Origin of the sequence: Cognatiyoonia sp. IB215182, assembly GCF_033963905.1 — a bacterium.
GTDB lineage: Bacteria > Pseudomonadota > Alphaproteobacteria > Rhodobacterales > Rhodobacteraceae > Yoonia.
Map to the genome: position 1 here is coordinate 61,801 of NZ_JAXBMB010000013.1, position 22,585 is coordinate 84,385.

A 22,585-nucleotide genomic window follows, 5' to 3' on the forward strand; every position below is an offset into this window, starting at 1 on the left:
CGCATGACCAGCCCCGCCATCGCGAAGCCGGACATCGACAACGACTACCCGCATCTGACCTCGGGCAGGTCCGTTCTGGCCTTGGCCGGGGTCATGTGGTCATCGTTGCAAACGCTGATCCCCACGATCAGCGCCGCAATCGTATTCTTTGTCAGCGCGATGTTTCTCTCACCCGCCGATTTCGGGCTCGTGGGGCTGGCGAGTGGCCTTGTCATGACAGTCATCGCCTTTACCCCGGTGGCGTTTGGGGAAGCGCTGATTCAGCGCAAGGAACTGTCCAGGGCCCATGCAGACAGCGTCTTCTGGCTAACCGTGGGCTTTGGTGCTTTGTGCTTTCTGCCGCTCCTGATCTGGTCGGCATCCATCGCAAACCTCATGGGCGATGCTGCCATCGCCGCCATCCTACCCGTGCTGGCGCTGCGCATCCCGCTCGATCTTGCCGCCGCCGTCCCCAACGGCATGATCGCGCGGTCGATGAAGTTCAAACTGATCGCGCTGCGCACCGCTGTGGCAACACTCGTCAGCCTCATCGTCTGCCTGGCGATGCTCTTTGCGGGTTATGGCTATTGGGCATTGGTCGGCAGCCAGATCTCCGGCAGCCTCGTGGCCTGCGCCATGGCCTTCTGGGTCGCGAAATGGCGGCCAGGCTTCTCGCTGCGATGGCAGGCCTTGCGCGATCTGGCGCATTACGGTGTCTTTGCATCAGGCAACCGGATGCTGGCCACGGTGAAGCTCGACCATTTGGTGCTGGGCATTTTAGCGGGTCCAGCCATCCTCGGCCTCTTTTTCTTTGCGCAACGCTTTTACTTCATGCTGACCCAGCTTGTGGGCGGCGCGCTGTCCTCCGTTACGCTGGCATTGCTTTCGACCTTGCAGGACGACGCGCCCAAAACCGCCAAGGCCTTTGGCATGGCCTCGTACCTCTCAGCGGCGGTCAGCATGCCGATGTTTTGCGCACTGGCCATCACCGCACCGACGCTTCTTGACCTGCTTCTTGACGATGAGTGGGCAGGTGCGGCCTTTGCGGTGCAGGCATTCTGTATCGCCGGCGTTCTGGCGGGTATCGGCGTGGTTCAGGCCGCGCTGATCAAGGCACAAAACAAGGCGCATTGGTGGTTCTGGTATCAACTGGTTCAACAGGCAACCTCGGTCCTTGTCATTGCGCTGACCGCCAATCTTGGCCTGCAAGTGCTGATGGTGGCGCTGATGGCGAAGAGCGTGATGCTCTGGCCGGTCTCGGTTATGATGACCGCGAAGCTGCTGAAATGCAGCCCGTGGAGCTACCTTGTCGGGTTTGCCACACCGCTCCTCGCCACCACCGCAATGGCGCTCGCCATGCTGGCCGCGCCCATCCTGCTGCCGGGTCAGCCGCCGATCCTGCAGCTCACCCTGCAACTCGCCGCCGGGGCTGCAATCTACGCCCCCCTGATCCTGCTTTTGTCCCGCGACAGGATCACCGATCTCCGCCGCCACTTTGCCAAAAAGGTGCCCGCATGAAACTGACCTATTTCCAGGGTGACCCGCCCAATTTCGGGGATGAGCTGAACGCGACCATGTGGGCAGAGCTGTTGCCCGCCGACTTTTTCGATGACGACCCATCGACGCTGTTCGTTGGGATCGGCTCGGTCATCCAGCACAACTACCCCAAGGACGCGAAGAAGGTTGTCGTCGGCTCAGGTTATGGAGGTTACACCAAAAAGCCCGACGTGCATGACGGCACGTGGGAGTTTCACTTTGTCCGCGGCCCCCAGACGACAGAGGCGCTTGGCCTGCACCCCGACCTCGCTGTTGCAGACGCCGCGATCCTTCTGCGGCAAACAAAACTGCCCGCACCCGCGACCGACATCAAGGTCGGGTTCATGCCGCATTACGAAAGCATTGAGCGTGGCAATTGGAAAGCCGCTTGCGAGCTTGCCGGGATCACCTTCATCGACCCAAGCCGCCCACCCGATCAGGTCATCGCGCAGATCCTTGGCGCAGAGCTTGTCATCACCGAGGCGATGCATGGCGCGATTGTCGCCGACGCCCTGCGCACACCGTGGATCGGCGTGAAGGCGATGCATCACGTGCACCGTTTCAAATGGCACGATTGGGCGCAGGCGCTGGACATCGATTACAATCCGGCATTCCTTTTCCCGTCAAACCTGCGCGAGGCTTGGGCGCTCTCGACCGGGCGCGGCGGGTCTGGCCCCCGGGCAATGGCGCTTTGCACCAGCCGCCCTGCAGCGCCTTTCAACACCGCTTGCCTGCACATGGCCGCCCGTTCCCTGCAACGGCTTGCGCGGCAAAATCCCAGCCTTTCTTCTGATGCCGCGACCGAGCGCGCAACGGATCGCGCGATGACCGCCATCGATGGCCTGATCGCGCGTTATGTGCGGAAAGAGGCGTTTGCCTGACGACGCCCCGCGGACAATCCCCGCACCGCGTAGACGAAGGCGCATATCACGATGACAGAGCGCAGTGAGAACTGAAAGAAAACCGGCACTTCGACAAAGCTGACCATGACGACCATCATCACGAGAATGAACAAAAGCGACGCCTCCGCACGATGCGTCCGCAGCGCCCAAATGCCGGTGGTGATCGCGGCCCCATAAAGCACGACGACCTGCAACAGAACGCCGACGATACCGATCTCAACCGCATTGGACAGATAGGTGTTGTGAAAGTTAAAGCCGCCGCGCCCTTCGATGCCAAAGCGGAACCACAGCGCCTCGGCCGCGTCATGGCCTTTCACCCAAAATGCCTGATAGCCCATGCCTAGCACCGGGCGCTCGGTGATCAGCGCAACCGCAATCCGCCACAGATCGGTCCGGCCGGTCAGCGTTGCGTCCTTGCCTGTCGTGTCCAGAAGCAGGGCAAACAGCGCGTCAGAAAAGATCACGGCCAGCACAATCAGCAAACCGCTGATGAGCGTAAGAAAGATGACCAACGCAATCTGCTGCAAGGGGGAAAGCCGGTAAAGAACCAGCAAAAGAACAAGGATCATAATCGCCGGCGGCAGGATGATCAGCGCGCTGATCGATTGCGCCATGAGCAGCAGCAGCCCGCCCACCATCGCCCCGAAAAGACCCAAAAGCCGCAGGCGAGGCGAAGCGGTGCTATCCAGAACCTGCGCCAAACTGACGATCACGTAAGTCGCCGCCGCCCCGGCGAGCGCGTTCTTGCTGCCATAAATCCCCAGCCACGCGCCGGTATCGTTGCGCACATCGCCAAACAATATGCTGGCCAGCATCGCCGTCGAATAAAGCGCAAAGAGCGTCCGGCTGAACATCCGCGCCGAGGTTGTCGCGGCAATGGTCACCGCAATCGCCACCGTCGCCGCCAATTGCAGACCGGCGCGAAACGTGGCCTCGGGGTAAGCGGACCAGATGAACGAAATCAGGCAGAAGGCCGGCAGCGCGAAGATGTACCAATAGCGCAGGCAAAAGCTGACCTGGATCTGAAACCGCCGCACCAGCAAAGCGCAGCCGGCCCCGAGGAAGATCAGCGCACCCATACTTCCCAGCACGGGCACAAAGATCAGGCCGGTTAGGGCCGTGAAGGCTAGGATTGCATCCGGTTCAACCGTGATCACATCGATCCGGCGGCGCGGAAGGTTGATCCGCGCCTCAGCCATCCTGACAGACCAGCGATTGCGGAAACTGGCAGGGTTCGCCCAAAGCGGTAAAGGCAATCCAATCGACGAGCATCGTCACATCGCCTGGCGGTTCGGCAAAAGGACCCATCCAGTTGGGAAACCTGTCGCTGCCCCACAGGCTGGCATAGATCTTCTGATCATTGACCGGCAGGTTCGCACTGGGCGGCGTTTCATGCATCAACACACCATCAACATACCAGCGGATACCGGTTTCCTCCCAGACGAAGGCGTAAGAGATAAACTGCTCTTGCGCGGGTTGCGGCAGCGGCACCCGCCGACCGTTTTTCGGCGCACCACTGACATAGGTATTCAGGCTGACCGCGCTTGTGTCGCGCAAAAGCACCTCAAAATCGATCTCATCATGCGGCCTGTCGTGATGTGGGCCGATATAGGTGAAGAAAGCCGCGTTCAGGCCAGACCCGGTGCCCGTCCGAAAGCGCGCCTCATAAGTGCCGTAGCCGTAGACATGCCGCGATTGGATTTCGCCGCACGTATAGGCACGCTTGTCATTTGGCTGGTTGGCGAATGTGAGCCACAGGACGCTACGCTCCACCCTCAGATTCTCTTTCGACCACATACAATTCTGCCAATCCGCATTGACCCAGCCGTCAGAGATGCCCCAAAGGCTTTCATCCAGCGTCTCAAAATCGTCGAAAAAACTGGCACCGGCAGGGATTTCCTGCGCGAAAAGCGGCAGTGGCAGCAAAAGCGCCGCACAAAGGGCTTTCAGTCGGGATGAAGTCTTGCGTCGTCGGCTCATCAGATCACCTCTACGCTTCGATTTCCTTCATCTTATCATATATTTAGACAGACAACTACGCAAGCGCACCACTATCGGCACAAGGTTGCCGAGGGGGCCTGCGCAAACACGCTTAACGTGAATTCTGACGCGAAATCCGCTATGATTTGACAGGTAAATCGATGCGAGGATGCTTGCCTTGGCCAACCCAACCGTGTCTGTCATCATGGCAAACTACAATGCGGTGGATCACCTGCCCGTGGCCGTGCAATCGGTGTTGGCGCAGTCGCTCTCCGACATCGAGATTCTGCTATCAGACGATGCCTCGACCGACGCCAGCGTCACCATCGCGCAAGAGATCGCGACGCGTGACCCACGGCTGAAAATCATAACGGCTCCACACAATGCAGGCCCCGCCGCCGCGCGCAATCGCGCGCTGACCCGCGCCAAGGGAGAGTGGATCGCCATCGTCGACAGTGACGATATCATCCACCCGCAACGGCTGGCGCGTCTGGTCGCTGCGGCAGAGCAGCTGGAAACCGACGCGATTGCTGATGATCTGACCTATCTGGTCGACAATCAGGTGCAAAACGGGGCGACATTGCTTGGCGCCGCGAGGCAAAGCGTGCCGCGTGAACTGACCGCCCGCACCTTCATCGCCCCCTCCGCCGACGTGCCAAAGCTCGGCTATCTCAAGGCCATAATCCGGCGATCAGCGCTCCGGGGTTTGACCTATCGCGAAGACATCCGCATCGGCGAAGATCACGATTTCTATGTCAGGTTTCTGCTCAACGGCGGAAAGATGCACCTGCTGCCGCAATCCTATTACCTCTACCGGCGTCATACGCTGTCGCTGTCCCATCGCCTGCATCCTGACGACATTATGGCGATGATCCGCGTGCAGGACGATTTGCTGACCAGCTATCCCGATTTGCCCAATGATCTGCGGTCTGACCTGGCCGCCCGGCGCGCGGCCCTGCAAGAGCCTCTCGCCTTCGAAACGCTGGCCGACAACCTGCGTCAGAAACGCGTCGGACCGGCTCTGACAAATATCCTGCGCCAACCCGCGCTTATCTTGCAGCTAGGTGGCGTCATCGGAGCACGCATTCTGCGTCAGTTTCGACCGTCGCCACGACGCCAGACGACAACCGACCCTAGCGAATGGACGTTGCAGGATTGGGCGCAAGTATCTGCACCGGAAATCCCTTCATGACCGGAACAACCCATATCCGCACGCCCACCTACCGGCGGCCCGACGCCTTGCGGCGCTGTCTGGAAAGCTTGCAGGCACAGACGGTTCAAGACTGGATTTGCGATGTCTATGACGATTGTCCCGATGCATCCGCACGCGCCGTCATTGCTGCATTGAACGACGACCGCATCCGGTACCGTCACAATAGGCCGCAACTCTTCGCCTCCAAAAACATTGATCAGTGCTTCACTCGGCAAAACCCGCATGATGCCGATTATTTCTTTGTGCTGGAGGACGATAACTTCGTGCTGCCGGACTTCATCGAGGCAAACATTGCGGCTTGCAAAACCCATGGAGTCAATCTGGTTTTCCGCAATCAACTGGTCGAGTTCGCCAGCGGCACCGACAAGGCGCGTTTGTCAGAGAAGGGTATTCTTGACGACAAGCTGACCGGTGGCGTGCATGCGCCGGACATGTTCCGGCTCTGCCTGATGGCCGATATCGGTGTGTCGAACGGTGGGCTGTTCTGGACGCGCGACGCGGTGACGGACCTCGAAATCCACCATGCCTGTAGTGCCACCCTGCAGGAATATATGCGCACATTCGCCATCGCAGAGCCAATCCACGTTGCGATGGAGCCGCTGGCCGTCTGGGCCGAAAACGGGGAAGGCACGACACGCAATTTCGGGGCGGATGTCGGGTATTACAAACGCGAGCTGTCACTGAAACGATCCATCGGGATCTTGCAGCGCAAGGCATGGGCCCTGGCCAAACCAGAGGACCGCAAACAGTACCTCTCGCATCCTGTCTTTCGCTATCCGCAGCACATGCGGGCAACGGGGCTGGTGAAATCACATACGCGGATGCGCGTCGGGGATGCCCTGCCAACGAAAGAAGTCCTCCGACTGGCTTGGCGCGGCGCGCTCATCCGCCTGCTGGGCAAGGCGGAACCGTCGCTCGCCCCGTTCCTCGCGGCACGGACCGGTTAGTGCTTTTGGGTCTTTGTCAGTGGGTTAACACGGGGCTTCGGAGCGTCTTTTGCAGGTGTCGGCTTTGGTGGCGATAGAAAGCTGACCAGCATCAGCAGCAGGAAATAAACAACCTGAAGCACCACAATCGTCGCGATAACACGCCATGCGATTGTCCAACCGCCTGCGCCTGCCAAGTAGGAAGAGACGCCGATGAACACGGCAGCAATACCCATAAAACAGACAAACACCAAAAGGCGCAAAGGCTCCTCCCCTCCGACGTGGGGCAAAGCATACGCGAAATCAGCGTATCGCGCCAGCGGGACGGATCACATGGTCAGGCATTGTGGGCATTTGGCTGCAGGTAGCTTTCAGGCCAGCCGGGCCGCGCATATCTGGCGAGCTTGGCCATGTTGACTTTATTCAACGCAATACCCAGCACCTTTTGCGAGACATCCGGTTCCTGCGCGAGATAGCGCGTCACCAACGACCGTGGCGTCTGACCCCATGCGCAAACCAGAACGATCCGATCCAATAGCCCCAGCATCGCCTTAACGTCGGCTGTCGTACCCAAGGCAGGCGTATCCAGAACGATGTGATCATAGTGATTGCGCAACTCTTGCACGAGCGCGCGCAAGTGACGCTGGTAAACGATATCGGCCGCAACCGGCTGCCGCCGCCCCGCACCTGCGGGCAAAATGTCGAGCCCCGTTACATCTAGCCGCCGCATCGCATCTGAGACCTGCGCCTTGCTGTGCAGAACGTCGATCAGACCCGCGCTCCCGGGCAAGTTCAATGCCTCACGCAGGCCTGCATCCCCCGTCCCCAGATCAATCAGCATCGTCCGCGCACCGGACGCGGCGAGCATATTGGCATAGTTGACCGCAAGAGTCGTCGCGCCCTCCCCCGGCAGCATTGATGTCACCGCAAGCACGCGCCCCAACCCGTCCGTCGCCCCAAGGGCCACGGTCGCGTGGATGTTGCGCAACGTCTCAGCGAATGTCGATTGCGGCATATCAACAGCCCAAAGGAATTGCGGCGGCACTTGCCCTTGAGGCCTGCCGGAAGTTGCAGATTTCGGCTCCATCCGCGGCAAATGCCCCAGAAAGGCGTGATCGGTATGGGTATGGATGTCACTGCTGACGCGAAAGCCCTGTTCACGCATCTCACGCAGCACGGCCAGCAGGAACCCCGCCATCAGCCCCAGCAAGCCCATCACGGACAAAGTGCGCCAAAGCTTTGGTAGCGCTGCCGTGCGCGGCACGAGGGATTCCGTCAGAATGCGCCCGTTCGACACCGGGAACGACCCCTGCAGCGAAATCTGCGCATAACGCGCCGATAGCGTCTGATAAAGCGCATCCAAGGTCGCCGCGCGCTGCGCCAGATCGCGCAGCTCCATCACGTTTTGCGGTTGCTCGCGTCGCATCACAGCCGCCTCTTCTAGCGCTGCGGCAGAGGATTCTTCCAGCTCGGCCAAGCGGTTGCGCATCCAAGCTGCCGTCCGCTCGGTCGATTCCACATTCGCATTCAACCCATCGTCCAGATAGGCGCTTGCATAGGTGTTCACGATATCGGCTGCGAGGGCCGGATCATGCCCGATATAACTGATCTCAATCGAAAAACTCATCCCGATCCGGCTGATGCGGATGTCGCGCTGCAGCTTTGCGGCGGCACCCCGCAACCGCCGCGCTTCGTCCGCTGCCGAGTCTGCCGCAATTTGCGCCTCTTCGGCCGCATCGCTGCTGATCAGGCCGGTCAACGTGCCTTTCGCGCCCGAGATGATGTCGCGCGCTAGTGAGGATGGCGGAAAGACAAAGATGTCCTCATTGTGCAGATCAAGCCTGCGCGCGACCTCTGTTGCGAGTTGCAATGATCGCAGCACCTGCATCTCGTTCAGCAGCGACGTATCGTTGCGCGCAAAGGGTATGCTGGCCGTGATCTCCTGATCAAGTGCGACGGGCCGTTCATCCACCAATACTGTCGCGGCAACGTAATACTGTTTTGGGGTCGTCACATGATGCACGGCACCGGCCATCAGCCCCAGCAAAGTCAGCAGAACAAGCGGCAGACATTGACGGCGCAGCACGGCCAGTACGTCACCCAGCGTCGTGGCACCGCCAACGGCGGCCCCCTCTGGCCGGTCGGTCTGGGCATCCGCATCGCGCACGCGCAGCCCGATATCTTTCATCGACCCCACCCTGGACCCCCTATTCGCTTTGCCGCTGCGTGAATTCAGGCCCGTATTGCTGCAAGCCGCGACCACCGGCGAGGCCCGAAAGAGCGCCCAAGTGCAAGGCACCGCGCAGGATCGCCTTGTTACGCCGATCCTGCCAAAACACCTGCAACACGGTCGCTCCAGCACAATAAACCACCTTGCCGACGGTGATCGTCCAAAGCCGGAAAGAGGCACCATTTTCCGCAACCAGCCGCCCATGCGTCTGCCCCATCCGAAAGCGGCGGCGCAGCAGCCATTTAAAGCTCACCCGATTGGGCGGGATCGTCTCGCGCAGCAGCGCGTCCGGCGAAAAGGCAATTGTGCCGCCTTCTGCCACGACTTTGGCGAAGAATGCCGTATCCTCACCGCCGGTCTGGCCCAGTGACAGATCAAACAACCGGTCCCGCAATACCGGTTTTTGCCGGTCGATCAGCACGTTGCAGGTATAGCCCGTGATGATCCGATTATCGACCCAGACCGGCATGGTCGCATGTATACGTGTCCGCCGCATCCAGTCCGGCGCACCATCTGCATAATCCGCCTCAACAGGGCCCAGGACCACATCCGCCCCGGTCTTTTCCATCTCGCGCGTCAGATGCAGCAGCCAATCGGCGGGTGCCACCTCATCATCATCGATGAAGGCCAGAAAACGCGACGCGCTGTGGGCGAGCGCACCGTTACGCGCAATCGAGATATTCCCCTCCGGACAATGGACATAACGCAACGGAATCGGCGCATCGGTCGCCATCGTCTCAACCATCTCGGCCGCACTCGGATGATCATCATTATCGACCACTAGGATCGACAGGGCGTAGCCGCTGGGCCGTTCCAACCCCATCAACGATGTCAATGTCGCGGCCAGCTGCGGCCTGCGATAGGTGCAGACACAAATCTCCAGCGTTTGGGTCATGGCGCGGCCCTCCGCTGCAGCTTCGGCGACCGCCGCAGCACCTGCTGCCAGAAGCCAAGAGACCACGCAAAATGCATGATCATCGCCGCAATACCGCTAAGCACAAGCAGCGGATCACGCTGCGCCATAGCCATGCGTGCGCCAGAGAAAAGGCAATAGAACGCCCAGATGGCTGCGGGCAGGACAAACACCCAATGGACCGGCGCAAGCAGCGCCATCGCCACCGCTGGCGCCACCATGATCACCTTGGCCTGCCGCAACTGCGGCCTGACCTGATGTTTGATCAGGTTGCGCGCGCGCCCGGCCCCATAGTTGAAATATTGCCGTGCCACGGCTCGAAACGATGTCCGCGGATGATAGGTGATCGCCGTCGCATTCGTCAGCCAGATGCGCGACCCGGCCTTGCGCAGTCGATAGTCAAGCTCAGCATCTTCGTTATGGGTAAAGCTCGGATCATAGCCGCCAACGGCGCGGAAGGCCGCGATTTTCATCAAAGCATGGTGGCCGTGCGCCACATAAGCGCCGCTGGGTATATGCCTATGCGCCGCGCCGCCATTGCCAAATGATGCGTTCTGCGTCGCCGCATTGATGCGCTGCACGGGCTGCGCGCCTTCAGCGATCATGCTGACAACGATGCTGTCGGCATAAACGCTTTTGGCCTGTTGCATCAGCACATCGCAGAAGTCATCCGGATAGGTACAATGCGCATCAACACGGATCAGATGCGTGGCCCGCCCGCCATCCTGCGCAACAGCCAGATTGACCGCGGCGCTCTGAATCCTGTCGGGGTTATGCAGCAGCGAAATGCGCGGATCGGCCGAAACAAATTCACCCACAATATCCACTGTGCCATCCGTACTGCCCCCATCGACAACGACAACACGCCCGCCAAGGCGCTTCATGGCCGTGCTGAGCTGTCTCAGAATACCGCCAATATGGGTGGCTTCATTCAGGCAAGGAACAACAACAAGAGGATCGGCAGCACGTTCAAACGGCGACAAAGTGTCAGGCATCGAGAGGTTCCAGAGGTTGTGAGTGGTCGGATCGCAAAACGGAATTTTGCACTCGAAAACAACGCCAACATGTATCTCTGTTATAGGCCCGCACTATGACGGAGGCACGACGACAACACCGCTATCGGCAGTTGATTGCCACGCAGCGGGCGGTTTTTGGTCAGGTTCGCGGCGAACGCCCGTTAATTCAGCGCCGGTTTGCCGACGATCACGGAAAATGTTGATTTTGCACGGCGAAACTGCTGCAAAGCTGAAAGGTTTTGTAACATCCGACCGGCACGCTGCCGCGCATTCCTGGTACATTTTGTTTCAATCATAGATCGCGACAAGGATTTCGACCGCGCAATGGACCGCGCTTATCTCATTATTCAGAAGGTGAGCTACGCCTATATCACCTATGTCACGCGCTTCATCCACGCCGAGCTGAAACGCAATTTCAACGACGGGGCGGAGCTGATCATCTGTGATGAAATCGACGAAGCCACGCACGAGAAAAACGCCATCATCTTCGTGATCGGTGAAGGCTTTGCACCGCACCAGCGCAGGCCCGGCTGCACCTATGTCTATCTCAACTTCTCGATCATCGCGGTGATGGGCAATCCTTTGAAGCTCAGCCGTATCGGGTGGAGCGCGATCCGCCGCAAGCAGCGCATGCTGCGCGAAAAACAGGACTGTTACGACATCCTGCTCGATTACTTCCCGCCCCAAACCAAACGATTGCAAAGGCGGATGAAGATGCCTGTCTTCGGGTTTCAGGTCGCAATTGATCCCGAGACGCTGCCGCCCGCCGTACCACTGGCAGAGCGCCCTTATGACGTTTGCTTTGTTGGCGGTCCATCCGCCCGCCGCAAGACAGTGTTGGATGCGCTTGAACAGGCTGGCATACGCCTCTCACCCCAGACCGGCGTTGTCTATGAAGAGATCGCGGCCCAGTCGCGGTGCTGCCTGAACATCCACGCCTACCGCTCCAACCATCTTGAAACGCCGCGTATCGTTGGCGCGCTGGCCACCGGAACACCACTGGTGACTGAACCGAGCTATGGTTTGAAAACCGTCTTTCCCAATGGCAGCGTAACAACGGCACCTTTTGCGCGGCTCGCCGAGGCGGCCGCAAGCCTCGGCCGCATGCCTGAGGAAAAATCAAATGGTCCAACCGACGCAAACTGGTACCGCGACACATACCTCCCGCAAAGCCGCGCACTATGGGCGGACCTTTGCACCAACATCCGCCAAATCGCCGCTGACGCGCCCTAACCCGGCGGTCAGAAGACCAGTTCAACCGGCCCTTGCACCCACCTGGGCTGCGGAGATGCCCAGGAAAATCGCTGTCATATGTGGCAGCGCGTCCAACATGATGTAGGCCGCAAAGAAGGTCAGAATTGCCGACGGGTCATTTGCCTCTGTTAGAACTTGAGCAACATCAGGCTGATCGCGCGCGAGGTAAATTAATCCGCTGAAGAGAAGCAACGGTATCACCGTGATCACAACATAAGAGACAATTGTGCAGAAGAACCTTTCACCAATCCGCATGCGCCGGGTCTGCCTGAACGCAAATCGCATCCCGCCAGCATATCCGGCCAATAAAAGCACGATGATCATGTCCAACCGAAGGTCATAGGATCGTAGCGCCACATCGATGCTGGGCAGAAAGAGCGAAAGAACGAACTCTACCAAGACAATTGCGATGATTGTTCCAAACATTTCTCGAAATCCTTCCTTCTTGCTTCAGCCCGCAGGTCTGAGGCGGTTCCGCATGGTGTGGTGGCGTGCATGAGGTCCGGCATCGGTCACCCGATAGCGCTTTGCTGCAAATTTCTGTCTAATCATCGCCCTGCAACCGGAACGAAATGAAGCCGACAATGAATATGGCGAGCCCGATTGCGACCTGTTTGAGGCCAAGGATGAACACGCCAAAAGAAGTCGCCTCGACATAATTGCTGACATTGGGCAGGGCCTTCGCGGCCACGACAGACCCAACGCTCTCTTCATGCCATCGATCGTAACCAACTGGTGCAAGTGCGGTGTTTGTAGCCCCGTCAATCGTGTAGCTGACAGTCAGCAGATAATCGTTGAGGTAGCTTCGCGCGCTACGGACCTCTTTGTTATTGACGCGGACGCTTTCGATGCGGACCGAGTTGCCGCGCGTTGGCCGATCAATGTGCTTGTCGATGATGCGGGCCTGAACCAGCTGGCCCGTCAGTTCCAGCCTCAGACCGGTGATGACCGACCCGCTATGCCACCCGGCGGCGCCGATACCGATGACCATCATAAACAGGCAAAACAGCTTCGCCATGGCATGCGATCCGAGCATGAGGCCCCCTTCGTCATATGGCCCCACACCCGAAGTCTGCTATTACAATGCCCGCGGTAATTCTTCCCGCAAAAGGGGAGTTTTGTGCGCATTTTCCCATATTTATCAAGACGAGCACCCAATGAAGCCAAAGCATCGCGCAGCGTCACCCATATGGGTGAAGGACCCACACCAAGCCCATGCTAGAAGAGTCGTGATTTCTAAATGCACCTTTTCATTTGCGATTCACTTAGGGGTTTGTGATGGCTTCAGGATCAAGCAAAGGTCGTAACATATTAAGGCAGTTCAGACAGTGGCTGGGCCACGCAATGAAGCCGGATGAAGACTATCTGAAGAAACCGTTGCGCGGCCAGGCGACCAAGGCGGATATCGTCCCGTTGGTCGTCGGGGTCCTCAGTATCATCCTTGCCTCATTTGTCGGCCATTTCGATATGCTGAACGGAAGCGCCTGCCCCCGAGAAAGCGTCAGCCACTATTTCTACGCCCCGGTTGCGGGCACCTTCTTTGTTGGTGTTTTGTGCTTTGTCGGCGCCTTCATGATCGCCTATCGCGGTCAGTGCTTTGCCGATGGTGTCATCGCCACGATTGGAGGCCTGGGCGCATTGCTCACCGCGTTTGCCCCCACCCGAGGCCTCGGGTGCCATTTGGATGATGGCGGAGACTTTCGACTGATCGCGCTTGAAGGGGCAAACCTTTCGCCGGGGTGGTTCACAGAGAAAGTCACCCTGCACGGTCAGGAATTCCTGATCGGCAACGCGTTGTCGCAATATCTTCATTGGGGCGGGGCCCTCGCGATTATCGGCTCACTTGCTGTCTTGTGCATCGTGCATTGGGCCCGCGACAGCTACAAAGCCTATGATACCGAGACACGCAGCTTTGTGACCCGACCTGTGAAACTGGTCGAGAAACGCATCAACGCAATCGGGCTTAGCGCCATTGCCTATGGTCTCACCCTGATCATCTGGGAAGACGCATGGTGGGGCCAGTCCAATGGCAGTTTTTGGGCCCAGTTCTTTGCCTGGTTGCCATGGAACAATTCCGCATATGCAACCAGCATCAGACCTGTCTACCATGGTGAGTTGATCGCTTTCGTGGCGTTCGGTCTTGTCTGGCTGACCCAATTCTTTTGCTACTTTTCCTGGCGCACCAACCACCAAAAAGGTGGCAGTACGGGCCCCGCGATCAAAGGCAGCTGATTGCCTTAGATTTGCGCAGATTTCGCGCGCAACATATCTTGTTGCGTCTCATTTCCGTTGCCTAAAGTCATGACATGATTGCACCCAACGACATCAGCAAGGTCTTCGCGATCCTCGATCAAAAGGACGCCGAAAGCGCCCGTGCATCATTCTTTCAAAGCTATCGTCAAAGCGGCTGGGGCTTTTCAGACAACCTGATATGGCTGGACCTCGACAAAAACGGCCAGTTTCTACGGGCAGGTGCAACCGACATCAACAACAGCACAGATATCCTGTTCAACGATGTCGCCCAAGATGCAGACATCGCACAAATGTCAAAGGTCATCATCGGCCAAGCCGCCAAACCGGGCGAGATCATTCCACTGCAGGACGAAGAGCGGTTCGTCTGGCTTCTGCCCTATTCCCTGCAGCAGGAAACCAATGTCCGCGCCCTTCTTGTCACCTTTGCGCTTGTCTCGGATAGCCTGAAATACTTCAACCCCGATGCTGGTCTGACCGACGCCGAAACACGCATCATCGCGCAACTAACAATCGGGATGAGTTTGCGCGATGCCGCTGTTCAGGACGGCGTTTCGTTCGAGACAAAGCGCAGCCAGTTCAAGACGATATGCCTCAAGCTTGAATGCAGCGGTCAGAACGACGTGATCCGGTTGGCACTCGGTCAGTTGGTGCATCTTCTGACCCTCAGCAGCAATGACGGTGATCGCGATCAGATCACCGAGGACTTCGTTGCAGATTTCTGCCCGGCAGGCACACAATTCCGGCTTCATCGGCTGAAAGACGGGCGGTACCTGCGTGTCATCGAATGTGGCCCAGCTGACGGCAGGCCCGTCATTCTTTTCCACAGCATGACATTTGCGCCCCTCTTGGCCAGCGCCGCACCGCAGCTTCAGAGGCTGGGCATCCGGCTAAAAATGCCAGTGCGCCCGGGCTATCTTGAAGGCACCAGCACACCGTTTGATGTGGCAGATATCGATCAGTTTTGCAGCGATGTTGCCAGTTATCGCGACCTGCGTGAACACGGATCGGTGCCGATCATCGGCCACGGCTTCGCCTCCCCGATCGCGCTGCGCTTTGCCGCGCTTTATCCCGATCTGGTCACACATATCATGATGCTGTCATTTCCGGTGCGTGGCGAAAGGCCAGAGCGCGACAGCCTGCATCGCCGTTTCTTCGGCAGCTTCGCCAAGCTGGCCTCGTCGCCCGAGGTGTTCCGTATGCTGGCCCGGGAATTCCGTCGTCGCTACGCAACGCCCAAGGCTATGCGTACGGCCCTGCGTCGGTTGTTTCAGGAAACTCCAGCAGATATCGCGGCTTTTGAAGGACATGGCGCCAGCCCGCCCGCCTATCCGGCGCTGCAGGTCAGCTACCAATCCTCTTACATCGGTGTCGCTGACGATTTTTACATCTTCTACAAAGACATCTACGCGCAAGGTTTTGAGACGTCTCAAATGCCGATCCTCACGATCCACGGCGCTGCCGATCGCGCCAATCCACTGGCGGTCATGCAAAAGCTGCAAATCCCATCACGTGGGGATCGCCTGGCGGTCATCGAAGATGGGGGACAATTCTGTTTCGTCTCTCAACCTGATCTTGTCTGGGACCACATTGCCGATTGGATTGCAGCGGAGCCAGTGTCAGATCCGCTCTGAATTCCTTTAGCGCTGTCCCCCATCTGGGTGAAAACACATCGAACCAACAACGCTACGCTGCAAGTGCGCAGGAATTCCACTGCGGTTTTTGTAAAGAGGTTTGATATGACAAAAATGACTTTCAAAGAACTGACTGGTGCAGAGATCCAAGAGGTCTCTGGCGGCTGCCATGGTTCACGGGTTGCCGAATGGGGACTGGGTATTGGTGCTGGCCTTGCAACTTTGAACCCAGCTATTGGGGGAGCCGCCCGTAACGTTGCGCGCGCCTTCAACTGGCTGCGCAGGGGTGGACGCGGTTCATCATGCGACCGCAACACAACTGGACCGGGCGGCGGCGGAGGTGGAACCTCGCCGTTCGACGCACCGGTACTCCATCAGCGCTAGACGCGCCCCGGGCCCGCAGCCAAGCGCGGGCTCGATTCCTATCCATGTTTTTCGACCAAACAGTGATGCCATGAAAGACACTCTGTTCCGTGAAGAGGCGGTCCGTACCCGCTCAAAACGCCTGGAGGGTGATGTCCGGCTTGATGCCGCACTCGGCTCCTGGGCGATCACTGCCCTCTTGACGGTGATCGCAGGTGCGGCACTCACGCTGCTGGTAATGGGCGAGTATCCTCGCCGTGAGACGGTGGCGGGGCAGTTGATGCCAGAAGGCGGTCTTGCCGAGATCCGCACCGATCGGGCCGGTCGGTTGCTGGAAATACACGCGCAGGAAGGCGACATGGTCGCAAAAGGCGCACCGCTGATCACCATCGTGCGCGACGCGGGACTGGCTAGTGGGGCCGACGCCAACCACCAGCTTTTGGCCCAACTCACCGATGAACGCATGCAGACCGAGCGGCGGCTTGCGCTGCTGCGGGATGAGATGGCAGAGCGCCGCGCGCTTTTGGAAGCCCGGCACGCTGGCCTTTTGTCCGAGCAATCGGCGCTTGAGGCGCAGATGCGCGTCACGACAGAACGCGCCGTGCTGGCCGCACATCAACGCGACACAGCACAAGACCTTTTGGCCCGGGGGACCGTCACGCAAACCGAGTTATCGCAACGCGAGGACCTTTACCTGTCTTTGCAAGAACGGATTGCAGAACTGCGCGCGGCCATTGCGCGCATAGATCGCGCCCGCGACGAAACCGAGGCCGAGGTCGCCGCGCTGACCGTTGAAGCCGCGATGCGGCAGACCGAGATCAACGCCCATCTGGCCACGCTCGGCCAACGCCGCACCGAGGCTGAGATTGCGGGCAAGACCGTGATAAGCGCCCCATTTGACGGTGAGGTTGGCGCACTCCTTGCGCATCTCGGCGACGATCTGCAGGCGGGAATGCCAGTCATCAGCCTGATGCCGGCTGGCGCTGCATTGCAGGCTGAATTGCTCGTGCCATCGCGCGCTGCAGGCTTTCTGTCACCTGGCCAGCCGGTGCGCTTGCGGTACGATGCCTTCCCACATCAGACATTCGGGATCGCGACCGGCCAGGTCGTAACCATCTCCAAAACCGTCGTCATGCCGGACCAACAGACCGTGGCCGAACCGGTCTTTCGCGTGGCAGCAAAGATCGACGCACAAACCGTCCAGGCCTACGGCACCGACATGTCATTGCAGCCCGGCATGACCCTCACCGCCGATCTGGTGCTGGAAACACGCACGCTTTGGTCCCTGCTGACCGATCCTGTCCGGGCGGCGGCGAACCGATGACCGATCTTTCACCACAGCAACAATGAAAGGAGACCCATACAAACACACAAGAGCGCGGCAAAGACAAAACCTCGCACCAAATTTCAGAAAACAGAAAGGATTTATGAATGTACGAAATTGAAAACCACAAGCTGGACCGTGTCGCTGGCGGCACCTTGTGTTGGGCCCAAGCATCAAGGCTGATCTGCCCGGACCCTTGGCCAAGACGCAAGCTGCCACCGCTCAAACCGGCACCCATTGAGCCACCGGTGATCTGCCCACCACGTCCACCGATCGACACACACGTTTTCTAAACCCCATCAACGAAAGGACATTTGAGATGCAGAAGATCAGACAACTGACCAAGGCAGAGACCGAAGCCGCAAGTGGCGGATCGTTATCGAAGGCCAGTCTCAAAGACCCGTGGAAGAGTTTCACCTTCCGCAAGCTCAAGCCAAACGAAATCATTGATGACGGCGTGTTCTAGACACGCTCGAACATTTTGAAGGCGGCCCTGCCGCAAGATTTGATAGAAAGGAAATTCTCAATGCAAAGTTCAGACATCATCGAAATTGATTCAAGCGCATGTGCGCAGGTCGGCGGCGGCCAGACATATGGCATCGGAGAGGGGGCAGCCAACATTCTTGGGATTGGCGGCATCGTCCTTGCCACCGCAGCCGGTGGCCCGGTCGGCTTTGCCATTTCAACCAGTGTCTTCACTGGCAGCTTCTTCTTGCGACGCTACGCAAATTAGCGCTGCGGCTTCGGCCATCCTTTAGGAGCCAGTGATGAAAACAATCAGACAAACCGAGGCCGCTGAATGCGGCCTCGCCTGCCTCGCTATGGTCGCGACAGCCCATGGCGCGCAGGTCGACCTGCGGGGCTTGCGCGCCAAATTCGGTGTGTCCCTTCGCGGGGCAACGCTGCGCGACCTGATGGGTTTTGCCGATACGCTCAATTTCGGCACACGGGCGCTCAGGCTCGAACCTGAAAGCCTCGCCAAGCTCAAACTGCCCGCCATCCTGCACTGGGACATGAACCACTTCGTGGTCCTGAAATCCGTGGGTCGCCGTATCGTGATCATCGATCCCGCGCAGGGCGAACAACGGCTGACCCCCGCAGAAGCGGCAAAGCATTTCACCGGGGTCGCGCTTGAGCTGACGCCCGCCACCAGCTTCGCGCCTCCGGTCCTGCGTACGCGCACCCGGTTGCGCGACCTTTGGGGTCGTCTTGATGGCTGGGCCCGCGCGGCGACACAGCTGCTGCTTCTGTCGCTGCTTTTACAGCTTGCCGCAGTCTCTTTTCCCTTCTTTCTACAGCTCGCCGTGGATCAATCTATTGCCAATGCTGACATGGATTTCCTGCTCTTGCTGGCCCTTGGCTTTGCTGGCCTTCACGTGATCAACGCGATAACAATCGGTCTGCGATCCTGGGTCATCCTGACCCTTGGCCAGACGATGTCATTCCAGATCGCAGGCAATGTCATAAGGCACCTTTTCCGCCTGCCCGCCGCCTATTTCGGGACCCGGCATATGGGCGACATCGTTTCGCGTGTGGGTTCGGTCAACCCGATCCAAGCCGCATTGACCAGCACGATCGTCGAATGCTTCATCGATGCGCTGATGCTGATCGTGACGGCCATCGTCATCTTCATCTATGCCCCTGTACTCGCCTTCGTCGTTCTGGCGGGCACGCTTCTTTACGTAGCACTATCGCTGGCGCTTTATCCCGCCATCCGCGCCCGCGAAGAAGAAGAGATCGCGGCCCGCGCGACCGAGCAAACTTACCTTCTGGAAAGCCTTCGCGCATCGCGGACCATCAAGGTCTTTGGCGGCGAGGCGCAACGCGAAACCGGTTGGCGCAACCTCTTCAGCGATGTGATGAATGCCGGGATCCGGCTGGGAAAGCTCGACATCGCATTGACCGTGGGACAAACGCTGATCTTCGGCCTTCAAACGATCATCGTCGTCTATATGGGTGCAAAGATGGCCATAAATGGCGATGGGTTCTCGGTTGGTATGCTCTTTGCCTTCATGACCTATCGCCAGCAATTTGCCGACCGCGCAACCTCGCTTGTTCAGCATGCAATCTCGTTTCGGATGCTGGGGATCCACCTTGAGCGTCTGGCCGACATCGTACAGGCCAAGCGCGAAGAAATCCGCCCGCACACGGCCCTCGCGACCCCTTCGACGAAAGGTGCATTGGCGCTTGATAGCGTCTCTTTTCGCTACGGCGCGGCGGATCCTTACATACTCGAAAACCTTTCGCTTGATATCGCACCAGGGGCATTTGTGGCGATCACCGGCCCATCGGGCGCGGGCAAGTCAACCTTGCTGAAGCTGATGCTGGGGCTGGCCGAGCCGAGCGCCGGCGAGGTCCGCGTCGACGGCCTGCCATTGCCGTTATTCGGTGTCAGCCGATGGCGCGCAGGCCTCGGGGTCGTGACGCAAGACGACACGTTGCTGTCGGGCACTCTGGCCGAAAACATCGCATTTTTCGATCCATCAATCGACATGGCACGCGTACAAGCCTGCGCCGAGGCCGCCCAAATTCATGAGGATATTGCCCGCATGCCCATGGGTTACCTCAGCCTTGTCGGTGACATGGGCGCGGCACTCTCCGGTGGGCAGCGTCAGCGGATCCTGCTGGCGCGAGCGCTCTACCGGCAACCCAGGGTATTGATCCTCGACGAGGGCACGGCAAACCTTGACGTCGCAACCGAACAGGTCATCGCCGACACGATCCAGACGATGAAGAGCACCCGGATCGTCGTCGCCCACCGCCCCGCCTTGCTTTCGCGCGCAGACGAAATCGTGACCCTTAGAAACGGGCGCATTCCCAACCCTTCGCATCTCGCGGACCAACGGATGTCATCTGGTGGCGAAACTGTACGTCACAGGGTGATCGCGGACGAACCTGCGTGACGTTTCAGGCAGCACGAACAGATAGACGTGGCGAAGAAATTCGAGCCCTGATCATGTAACTGCTTCTTGGTCGGGGTAATCCCACCATCATCTGAACGAAAACACCTTTATCGCCCCACCGGTCATGACATGTTTTGCACGCGGCGTTTTGCGAAGGTGCCTCTGACCACGAGCGCGGCAACGATGTGAAGCAGAACCAGCGCCACCCCTACAACTGCAAAGGCTGTATGCCAAAACTCCGCCGCACGTGCCAAACTGACGTTCAGCTCAAGGGGCGGTAGCTCGATCAATCCTGCAATGGAAACCGTGAAGCCCAAAGCGCTGAGTTGCAGATAACCTGTAACGGGAAGTGCAAGCAGGCAGCCATAGATTGCAAGGTGCACCAATCGGGCAGTGACGCGTGCACGTGGTCGTGCGGTCATTGGTGCGACCCTGCTTCCGGCACGGATCAGAAGACGACAGATCGTCACCAAGAAGATTACCGCGCCCAACGCGATATGGCTTTGAACAAGCGCTTCGGACAGGACGGGGCGCGGTTCATAAAGCAGAACGTTCAACCCCACGAGGACCACTTGCGCCAAAACGAATGCCGCTGTGAGCCAATGCAAGAAACGCAGGACCCACGGATAACGTTCGTTCACTGGGACACGCCCTCTGAATAGGTAAGCAATGGGCAGGGGCGACGCCCGCCCCTGTCGCAAAACAGGGCTTGCTCACCCTGCAGGCCAGCCCGCTCAAGCGACGGGCGCGTGAACACAAAATCCTGCTCTGCGGCACCCGCGTGACATGACAGGCACGAGGCCTGCGGACGTGTTGTCAAATCGACCGTTCCATTGCCATTGAATGAACCAAAGCTCCAGGCACCGTCATCCTTTCTCATTTGAAATACGGTGCTGAGACTGCCCGGTCTGTAATATGTTTCCATCAGTATCCTTGCGCCATCCGGGATCTCTGCCCCGTTCTCGACGGCCGAGAGCACATTCGGTGTCGTCAGCATTCTCCGGTATGTGCCGTCCGCGCGATCGACCTGTGCATAAGTGACGAAGGCGTCACCATATCGATCTGTCGTCTCAAGCGGCAAAGCCCTTGCCGCAATCGCGAGTATCGCCCCAAAAGTGATCGCCAGAAGGATCCGCATCATGCTCTCCGTTGTGTCTCGGACAGGCTGGTGTGGCACCTGGCCCGTCTCTTGAAATAAATGGCACACAAAATACCTCGATCGATGAAAGTGCTTTTCGATATCGATTGGCGATATTTTCGATAAAAATTGGTAATGGAATGCTGGCCATCCTTGATTATGAAGCTGTGATCGCAATTGCCGAGGAAGGTCATTTCGGCCGCGCTGCACGACGCCTGGGAATGACACAGCCGGCCCTTTCGTCGCGGCTCAGACGTATCGAAGAGCATTTGGATGCGCGTCTCTTTGAAAGGGACCGCGGTGGCGTCCGCCTGACACCTGCAGGTGAACAGTTCCTCGAAGGTGCGGAACGTGTGATCGTGGCCGCAAACGAAGCCGCTGACAGCGCGCGGAGTGCGCAGGCCGGTCTGGGTCAGACGCTACGCATCGGCATGACCCAGATCGCAGCCTATCAAGTGGTTGTCCCGACACTGCTGGCCTTCCGCGAATTGCATCCCAGGGCGCGGTTAAGGCTCTACGAAAATACGACAGCCGCTTTGGAACGTCAGTTAGAGCAGTCGCGCATTGATGTTGCCTTCATTCACCCGCCGTTTCACGCACCCGGCCTGACCGAACGCAAACTGGCAAGTGTCAGGCTGGCACGGTTTAACGCAAAACCGGACGAGAAGCGGCCGCGACCCTTGATCCGGTTCCCCAGGGCTGAAGCACCCGTTCTCATGGGTCAGATCGGCAGAGCAGACGCCGATTACGACGGTCCGTTTCCGGATACGGAAGCAGACACGATGCTCGGTGCAATCGTGTTGTCGCGCGCCGGTTTTGGCCCCTTTGTGGCCCCCGAAGACTATCCGAGCCCATTCGAGAAAAGCACGGTTTGCCTTGATCACAGCCCGACTGACATGGTCCTTGAAACGAGTGTCGTCTATCGCAGTCTCGACCGTCGGCCACTACTTTCAGAACTGGTCAAGGCGGCAAAAGCGAGTTGTGGTGATCGCCCGTGACGCAACTGTAGTCGGCCGCAATCGGA

24 protein-coding genes are annotated in these 22,585 nt (G+C 58.8%); 14 read left to right on the forward strand and 10 right to left on the reverse strand.

Annotated elements, in window-relative coordinates; all coding sequences use genetic code 11:
- Positions 1 to 3: 3 nt before the first annotated feature.
- Complete coding sequence (locus SLH47_RS21770) at positions 4 to 1,497, forward strand: lipopolysaccharide biosynthesis protein (protein ID WP_320242618.1); 1,494 nt, start codon at positions 4 to 6, stop codon at positions 1,495 to 1,497.
- Positions 1,494 to 2,396 (forward strand): polysaccharide pyruvyl transferase family protein, encoded by a 903-nt coding sequence (locus tag SLH47_RS21775; RefSeq protein ID WP_320242619.1) that lies wholly within the window; start codon positions 1,494 to 1,496, stop codon positions 2,394 to 2,396. Before SLH47_RS21770 ends, SLH47_RS21775 begins: the two co-directional genes overlap by 4 nt.
- Here SLH47_RS21775 and SLH47_RS21780 read toward each other — a convergent pair.
- Entirely contained in the window at positions 2,369 to 3,616 is a 1,248-nt protein-coding gene (locus SLH47_RS21780) for an O-antigen ligase family protein (protein ID WP_320242621.1), read from the reverse strand. The two genes, SLH47_RS21775 and SLH47_RS21780, sit on opposite strands and share 28 nt — an antisense overlap.
- A complete protein-coding gene (locus tag SLH47_RS21785; RefSeq protein ID WP_320242623.1) occupies positions 3,609 to 4,397 on the reverse strand; it encodes a family 16 glycosylhydrolase in 789 nt (262 codons plus the stop codon). Before SLH47_RS21785 ends, SLH47_RS21780 begins: the two co-directional genes overlap by 8 nt.
- A 178-nt stretch (positions 4,398 to 4,575) precedes the next feature.
- On the opposite strand from SLH47_RS21785, the gene SLH47_RS21790 reads away from it, so the two are divergent.
- On the forward strand, positions 4,576 to 5,589 hold the full coding sequence (locus SLH47_RS21790; protein WP_320242625.1) for a glycosyltransferase family 2 protein: 1,014 nt from the start codon (positions 4,576 to 4,578) through the stop codon (positions 5,587 to 5,589).
- Positions 5,586 to 6,557 carry a glycosyltransferase family A protein gene (locus SLH47_RS21795; RefSeq protein ID WP_320242626.1) on the forward strand — a complete coding sequence of 324 codons (972 nt, stop codon included), beginning with the start codon at positions 5,586 to 5,588 and terminating at the stop codon, positions 6,555 to 6,557. Before SLH47_RS21790 ends, SLH47_RS21795 begins: the two co-directional genes overlap by 4 nt.
- On the opposite strand, the gene SLH47_RS21800 is transcribed toward SLH47_RS21795, so the two are convergent.
- The 4 genes from SLH47_RS21800 to SLH47_RS21815 form a co-directional block, all read right to left on the reverse strand.
- Positions 6,554 to 6,772, reverse strand: coding sequence for a hypothetical protein (locus SLH47_RS21800; protein ID WP_320242627.1), 219 nt, complete (start codon positions 6,770 to 6,772; stop codon positions 6,554 to 6,556). The two genes, SLH47_RS21795 and SLH47_RS21800, sit on opposite strands and share 4 nt — an antisense overlap.
- 101 nt (positions 6,773 to 6,873) lie before the next feature.
- On the reverse strand, positions 6,874 to 8,724 hold the full coding sequence (locus tag SLH47_RS21805) for an AAA family ATPase (protein WP_320242629.1): 1,851 nt from the start codon (positions 8,722 to 8,724) through the stop codon (positions 6,874 to 6,876).
- Between the two features lie 19 nt (positions 8,725 to 8,743).
- Positions 8,744 to 9,661, reverse strand: coding sequence for a glycosyltransferase family 2 protein (locus tag SLH47_RS21810; protein WP_320242631.1), 918 nt, complete (start codon positions 9,659 to 9,661; stop codon positions 8,744 to 8,746).
- Complete coding sequence (locus SLH47_RS21815) at positions 9,658 to 10,674, reverse strand: glycosyltransferase family 2 protein (protein ID WP_320242633.1); 1,017 nt, start codon at positions 10,672 to 10,674, stop codon at positions 9,658 to 9,660. The genes SLH47_RS21810 and SLH47_RS21815 overlap by 4 nt, the downstream gene beginning before the upstream one ends.
- A gap of 345 nt (positions 10,675 to 11,019) precedes the next feature.
- Here SLH47_RS21815 and SLH47_RS21820 point away from each other — a divergent pair, with 345 nt between their 5' ends.
- Positions 11,020 to 11,928, forward strand: coding sequence for a hypothetical protein (locus tag SLH47_RS21820; RefSeq protein WP_320242634.1), 909 nt, complete (start codon positions 11,020 to 11,022; stop codon positions 11,926 to 11,928).
- A gap of 21 nt (positions 11,929 to 11,949) precedes the next feature.
- Here the strand turns inward: SLH47_RS21820 and SLH47_RS21825 are convergent, their stop codons facing one another.
- Both SLH47_RS21825 and SLH47_RS21830 read right to left on the reverse strand, forming a co-directional pair.
- Positions 11,950 to 12,375 carry a hypothetical protein gene (locus SLH47_RS21825; RefSeq protein WP_320242636.1) on the reverse strand — a complete coding sequence of 142 codons (426 nt, stop codon included), beginning with the start codon at positions 12,373 to 12,375 and terminating at the stop codon, positions 11,950 to 11,952.
- A gap of 118 nt (positions 12,376 to 12,493) precedes the next feature.
- Entirely contained in the window at positions 12,494 to 12,985 is a 492-nt protein-coding gene (locus tag SLH47_RS21830; protein WP_320242638.1) for a hypothetical protein, read from the reverse strand.
- A 308-nt stretch (positions 12,986 to 13,293) separates the two neighbouring features.
- Here SLH47_RS21830 and SLH47_RS21835 point away from each other — a divergent pair, with 308 nt between their 5' ends.
- The 8 genes from SLH47_RS21835 (at position 13,294) to SLH47_RS21870 (ending at position 20,423) form a co-directional block, all read left to right on the forward strand.
- Positions 13,294 to 14,181, forward strand: coding sequence for a hypothetical protein (locus tag SLH47_RS21835; protein WP_320242640.1), 888 nt, complete (start codon positions 13,294 to 13,296; stop codon positions 14,179 to 14,181).
- Between the two features lie 74 nt (positions 14,182 to 14,255).
- A complete protein-coding gene (locus tag SLH47_RS21840; RefSeq protein ID WP_320242641.1) occupies positions 14,256 to 15,833 on the forward strand; it encodes an alpha/beta fold hydrolase in 1,578 nt (525 codons plus the stop codon).
- A 105-nt stretch (positions 15,834 to 15,938) separates the two neighbouring features.
- On the forward strand, positions 15,939 to 16,217 hold the full coding sequence (locus tag SLH47_RS21845) for a hypothetical protein (protein ID WP_320242643.1): 279 nt from the start codon (positions 15,939 to 15,941) through the stop codon (positions 16,215 to 16,217).
- Between the two features lie 70 nt (positions 16,218 to 16,287).
- Positions 16,288 to 17,520, forward strand: a complete 1,233-nt coding sequence (locus tag SLH47_RS21850) for an HlyD family efflux transporter periplasmic adaptor subunit (RefSeq protein WP_320242645.1) — start codon at positions 16,288 to 16,290, stop codon at positions 17,518 to 17,520.
- Positions 17,521 to 17,627: 107 nt separating this feature from the next.
- Positions 17,628 to 17,813 (forward strand): hypothetical protein, encoded by a 186-nt coding sequence (locus tag SLH47_RS21855; protein WP_320242647.1) that lies wholly within the window; start codon positions 17,628 to 17,630, stop codon positions 17,811 to 17,813.
- A 26-nt stretch (positions 17,814 to 17,839) separates the two neighbouring features.
- Complete coding sequence (locus SLH47_RS21860; RefSeq protein WP_320242649.1) at positions 17,840 to 17,986, forward strand: hypothetical protein; 147 nt, start codon at positions 17,840 to 17,842, stop codon at positions 17,984 to 17,986.
- Between the two features lie 60 nt (positions 17,987 to 18,046).
- Positions 18,047 to 18,253 (forward strand): hypothetical protein, encoded by a 207-nt coding sequence (locus tag SLH47_RS21865; protein WP_320242651.1) that lies wholly within the window; start codon positions 18,047 to 18,049, stop codon positions 18,251 to 18,253.
- 34 nt (positions 18,254 to 18,287) lie between these two features.
- Positions 18,288 to 20,423 (forward strand): peptidase domain-containing ABC transporter, encoded by a 2,136-nt coding sequence (locus tag SLH47_RS21870; RefSeq protein WP_320242653.1) that lies wholly within the window; start codon positions 18,288 to 18,290, stop codon positions 20,421 to 20,423.
- A gap of 122 nt (positions 20,424 to 20,545) precedes the next feature.
- Here the strand turns inward: SLH47_RS21870 and SLH47_RS21875 are convergent, their stop codons facing one another.
- Positions 20,546 to 21,064: a cytochrome b gene (locus tag SLH47_RS21875; RefSeq protein WP_320242654.1), complete on the reverse strand. Its 519-nt coding sequence runs from the start codon at positions 21,062 to 21,064 to the stop codon at positions 20,546 to 20,548.
- Complete coding sequence (locus tag SLH47_RS21880; protein WP_320242655.1) at positions 21,061 to 21,561, reverse strand: cytochrome P460 family protein; 501 nt, start codon at positions 21,559 to 21,561, stop codon at positions 21,061 to 21,063. The genes SLH47_RS21875 and SLH47_RS21880 overlap by 4 nt, the downstream gene beginning before the upstream one ends.
- A gap of 140 nt (positions 21,562 to 21,701) precedes the next feature.
- Between SLH47_RS21880 and SLH47_RS21885 the strand changes: the two genes are divergently transcribed.
- Positions 21,702 to 22,559, forward strand: a complete 858-nt coding sequence (locus SLH47_RS21885) for a LysR family transcriptional regulator (RefSeq protein ID WP_320242656.1) — start codon at positions 21,702 to 21,704, stop codon at positions 22,557 to 22,559.
- The last annotated feature ends 26 nt before the right edge of the window (positions 22,560 to 22,585 follow it).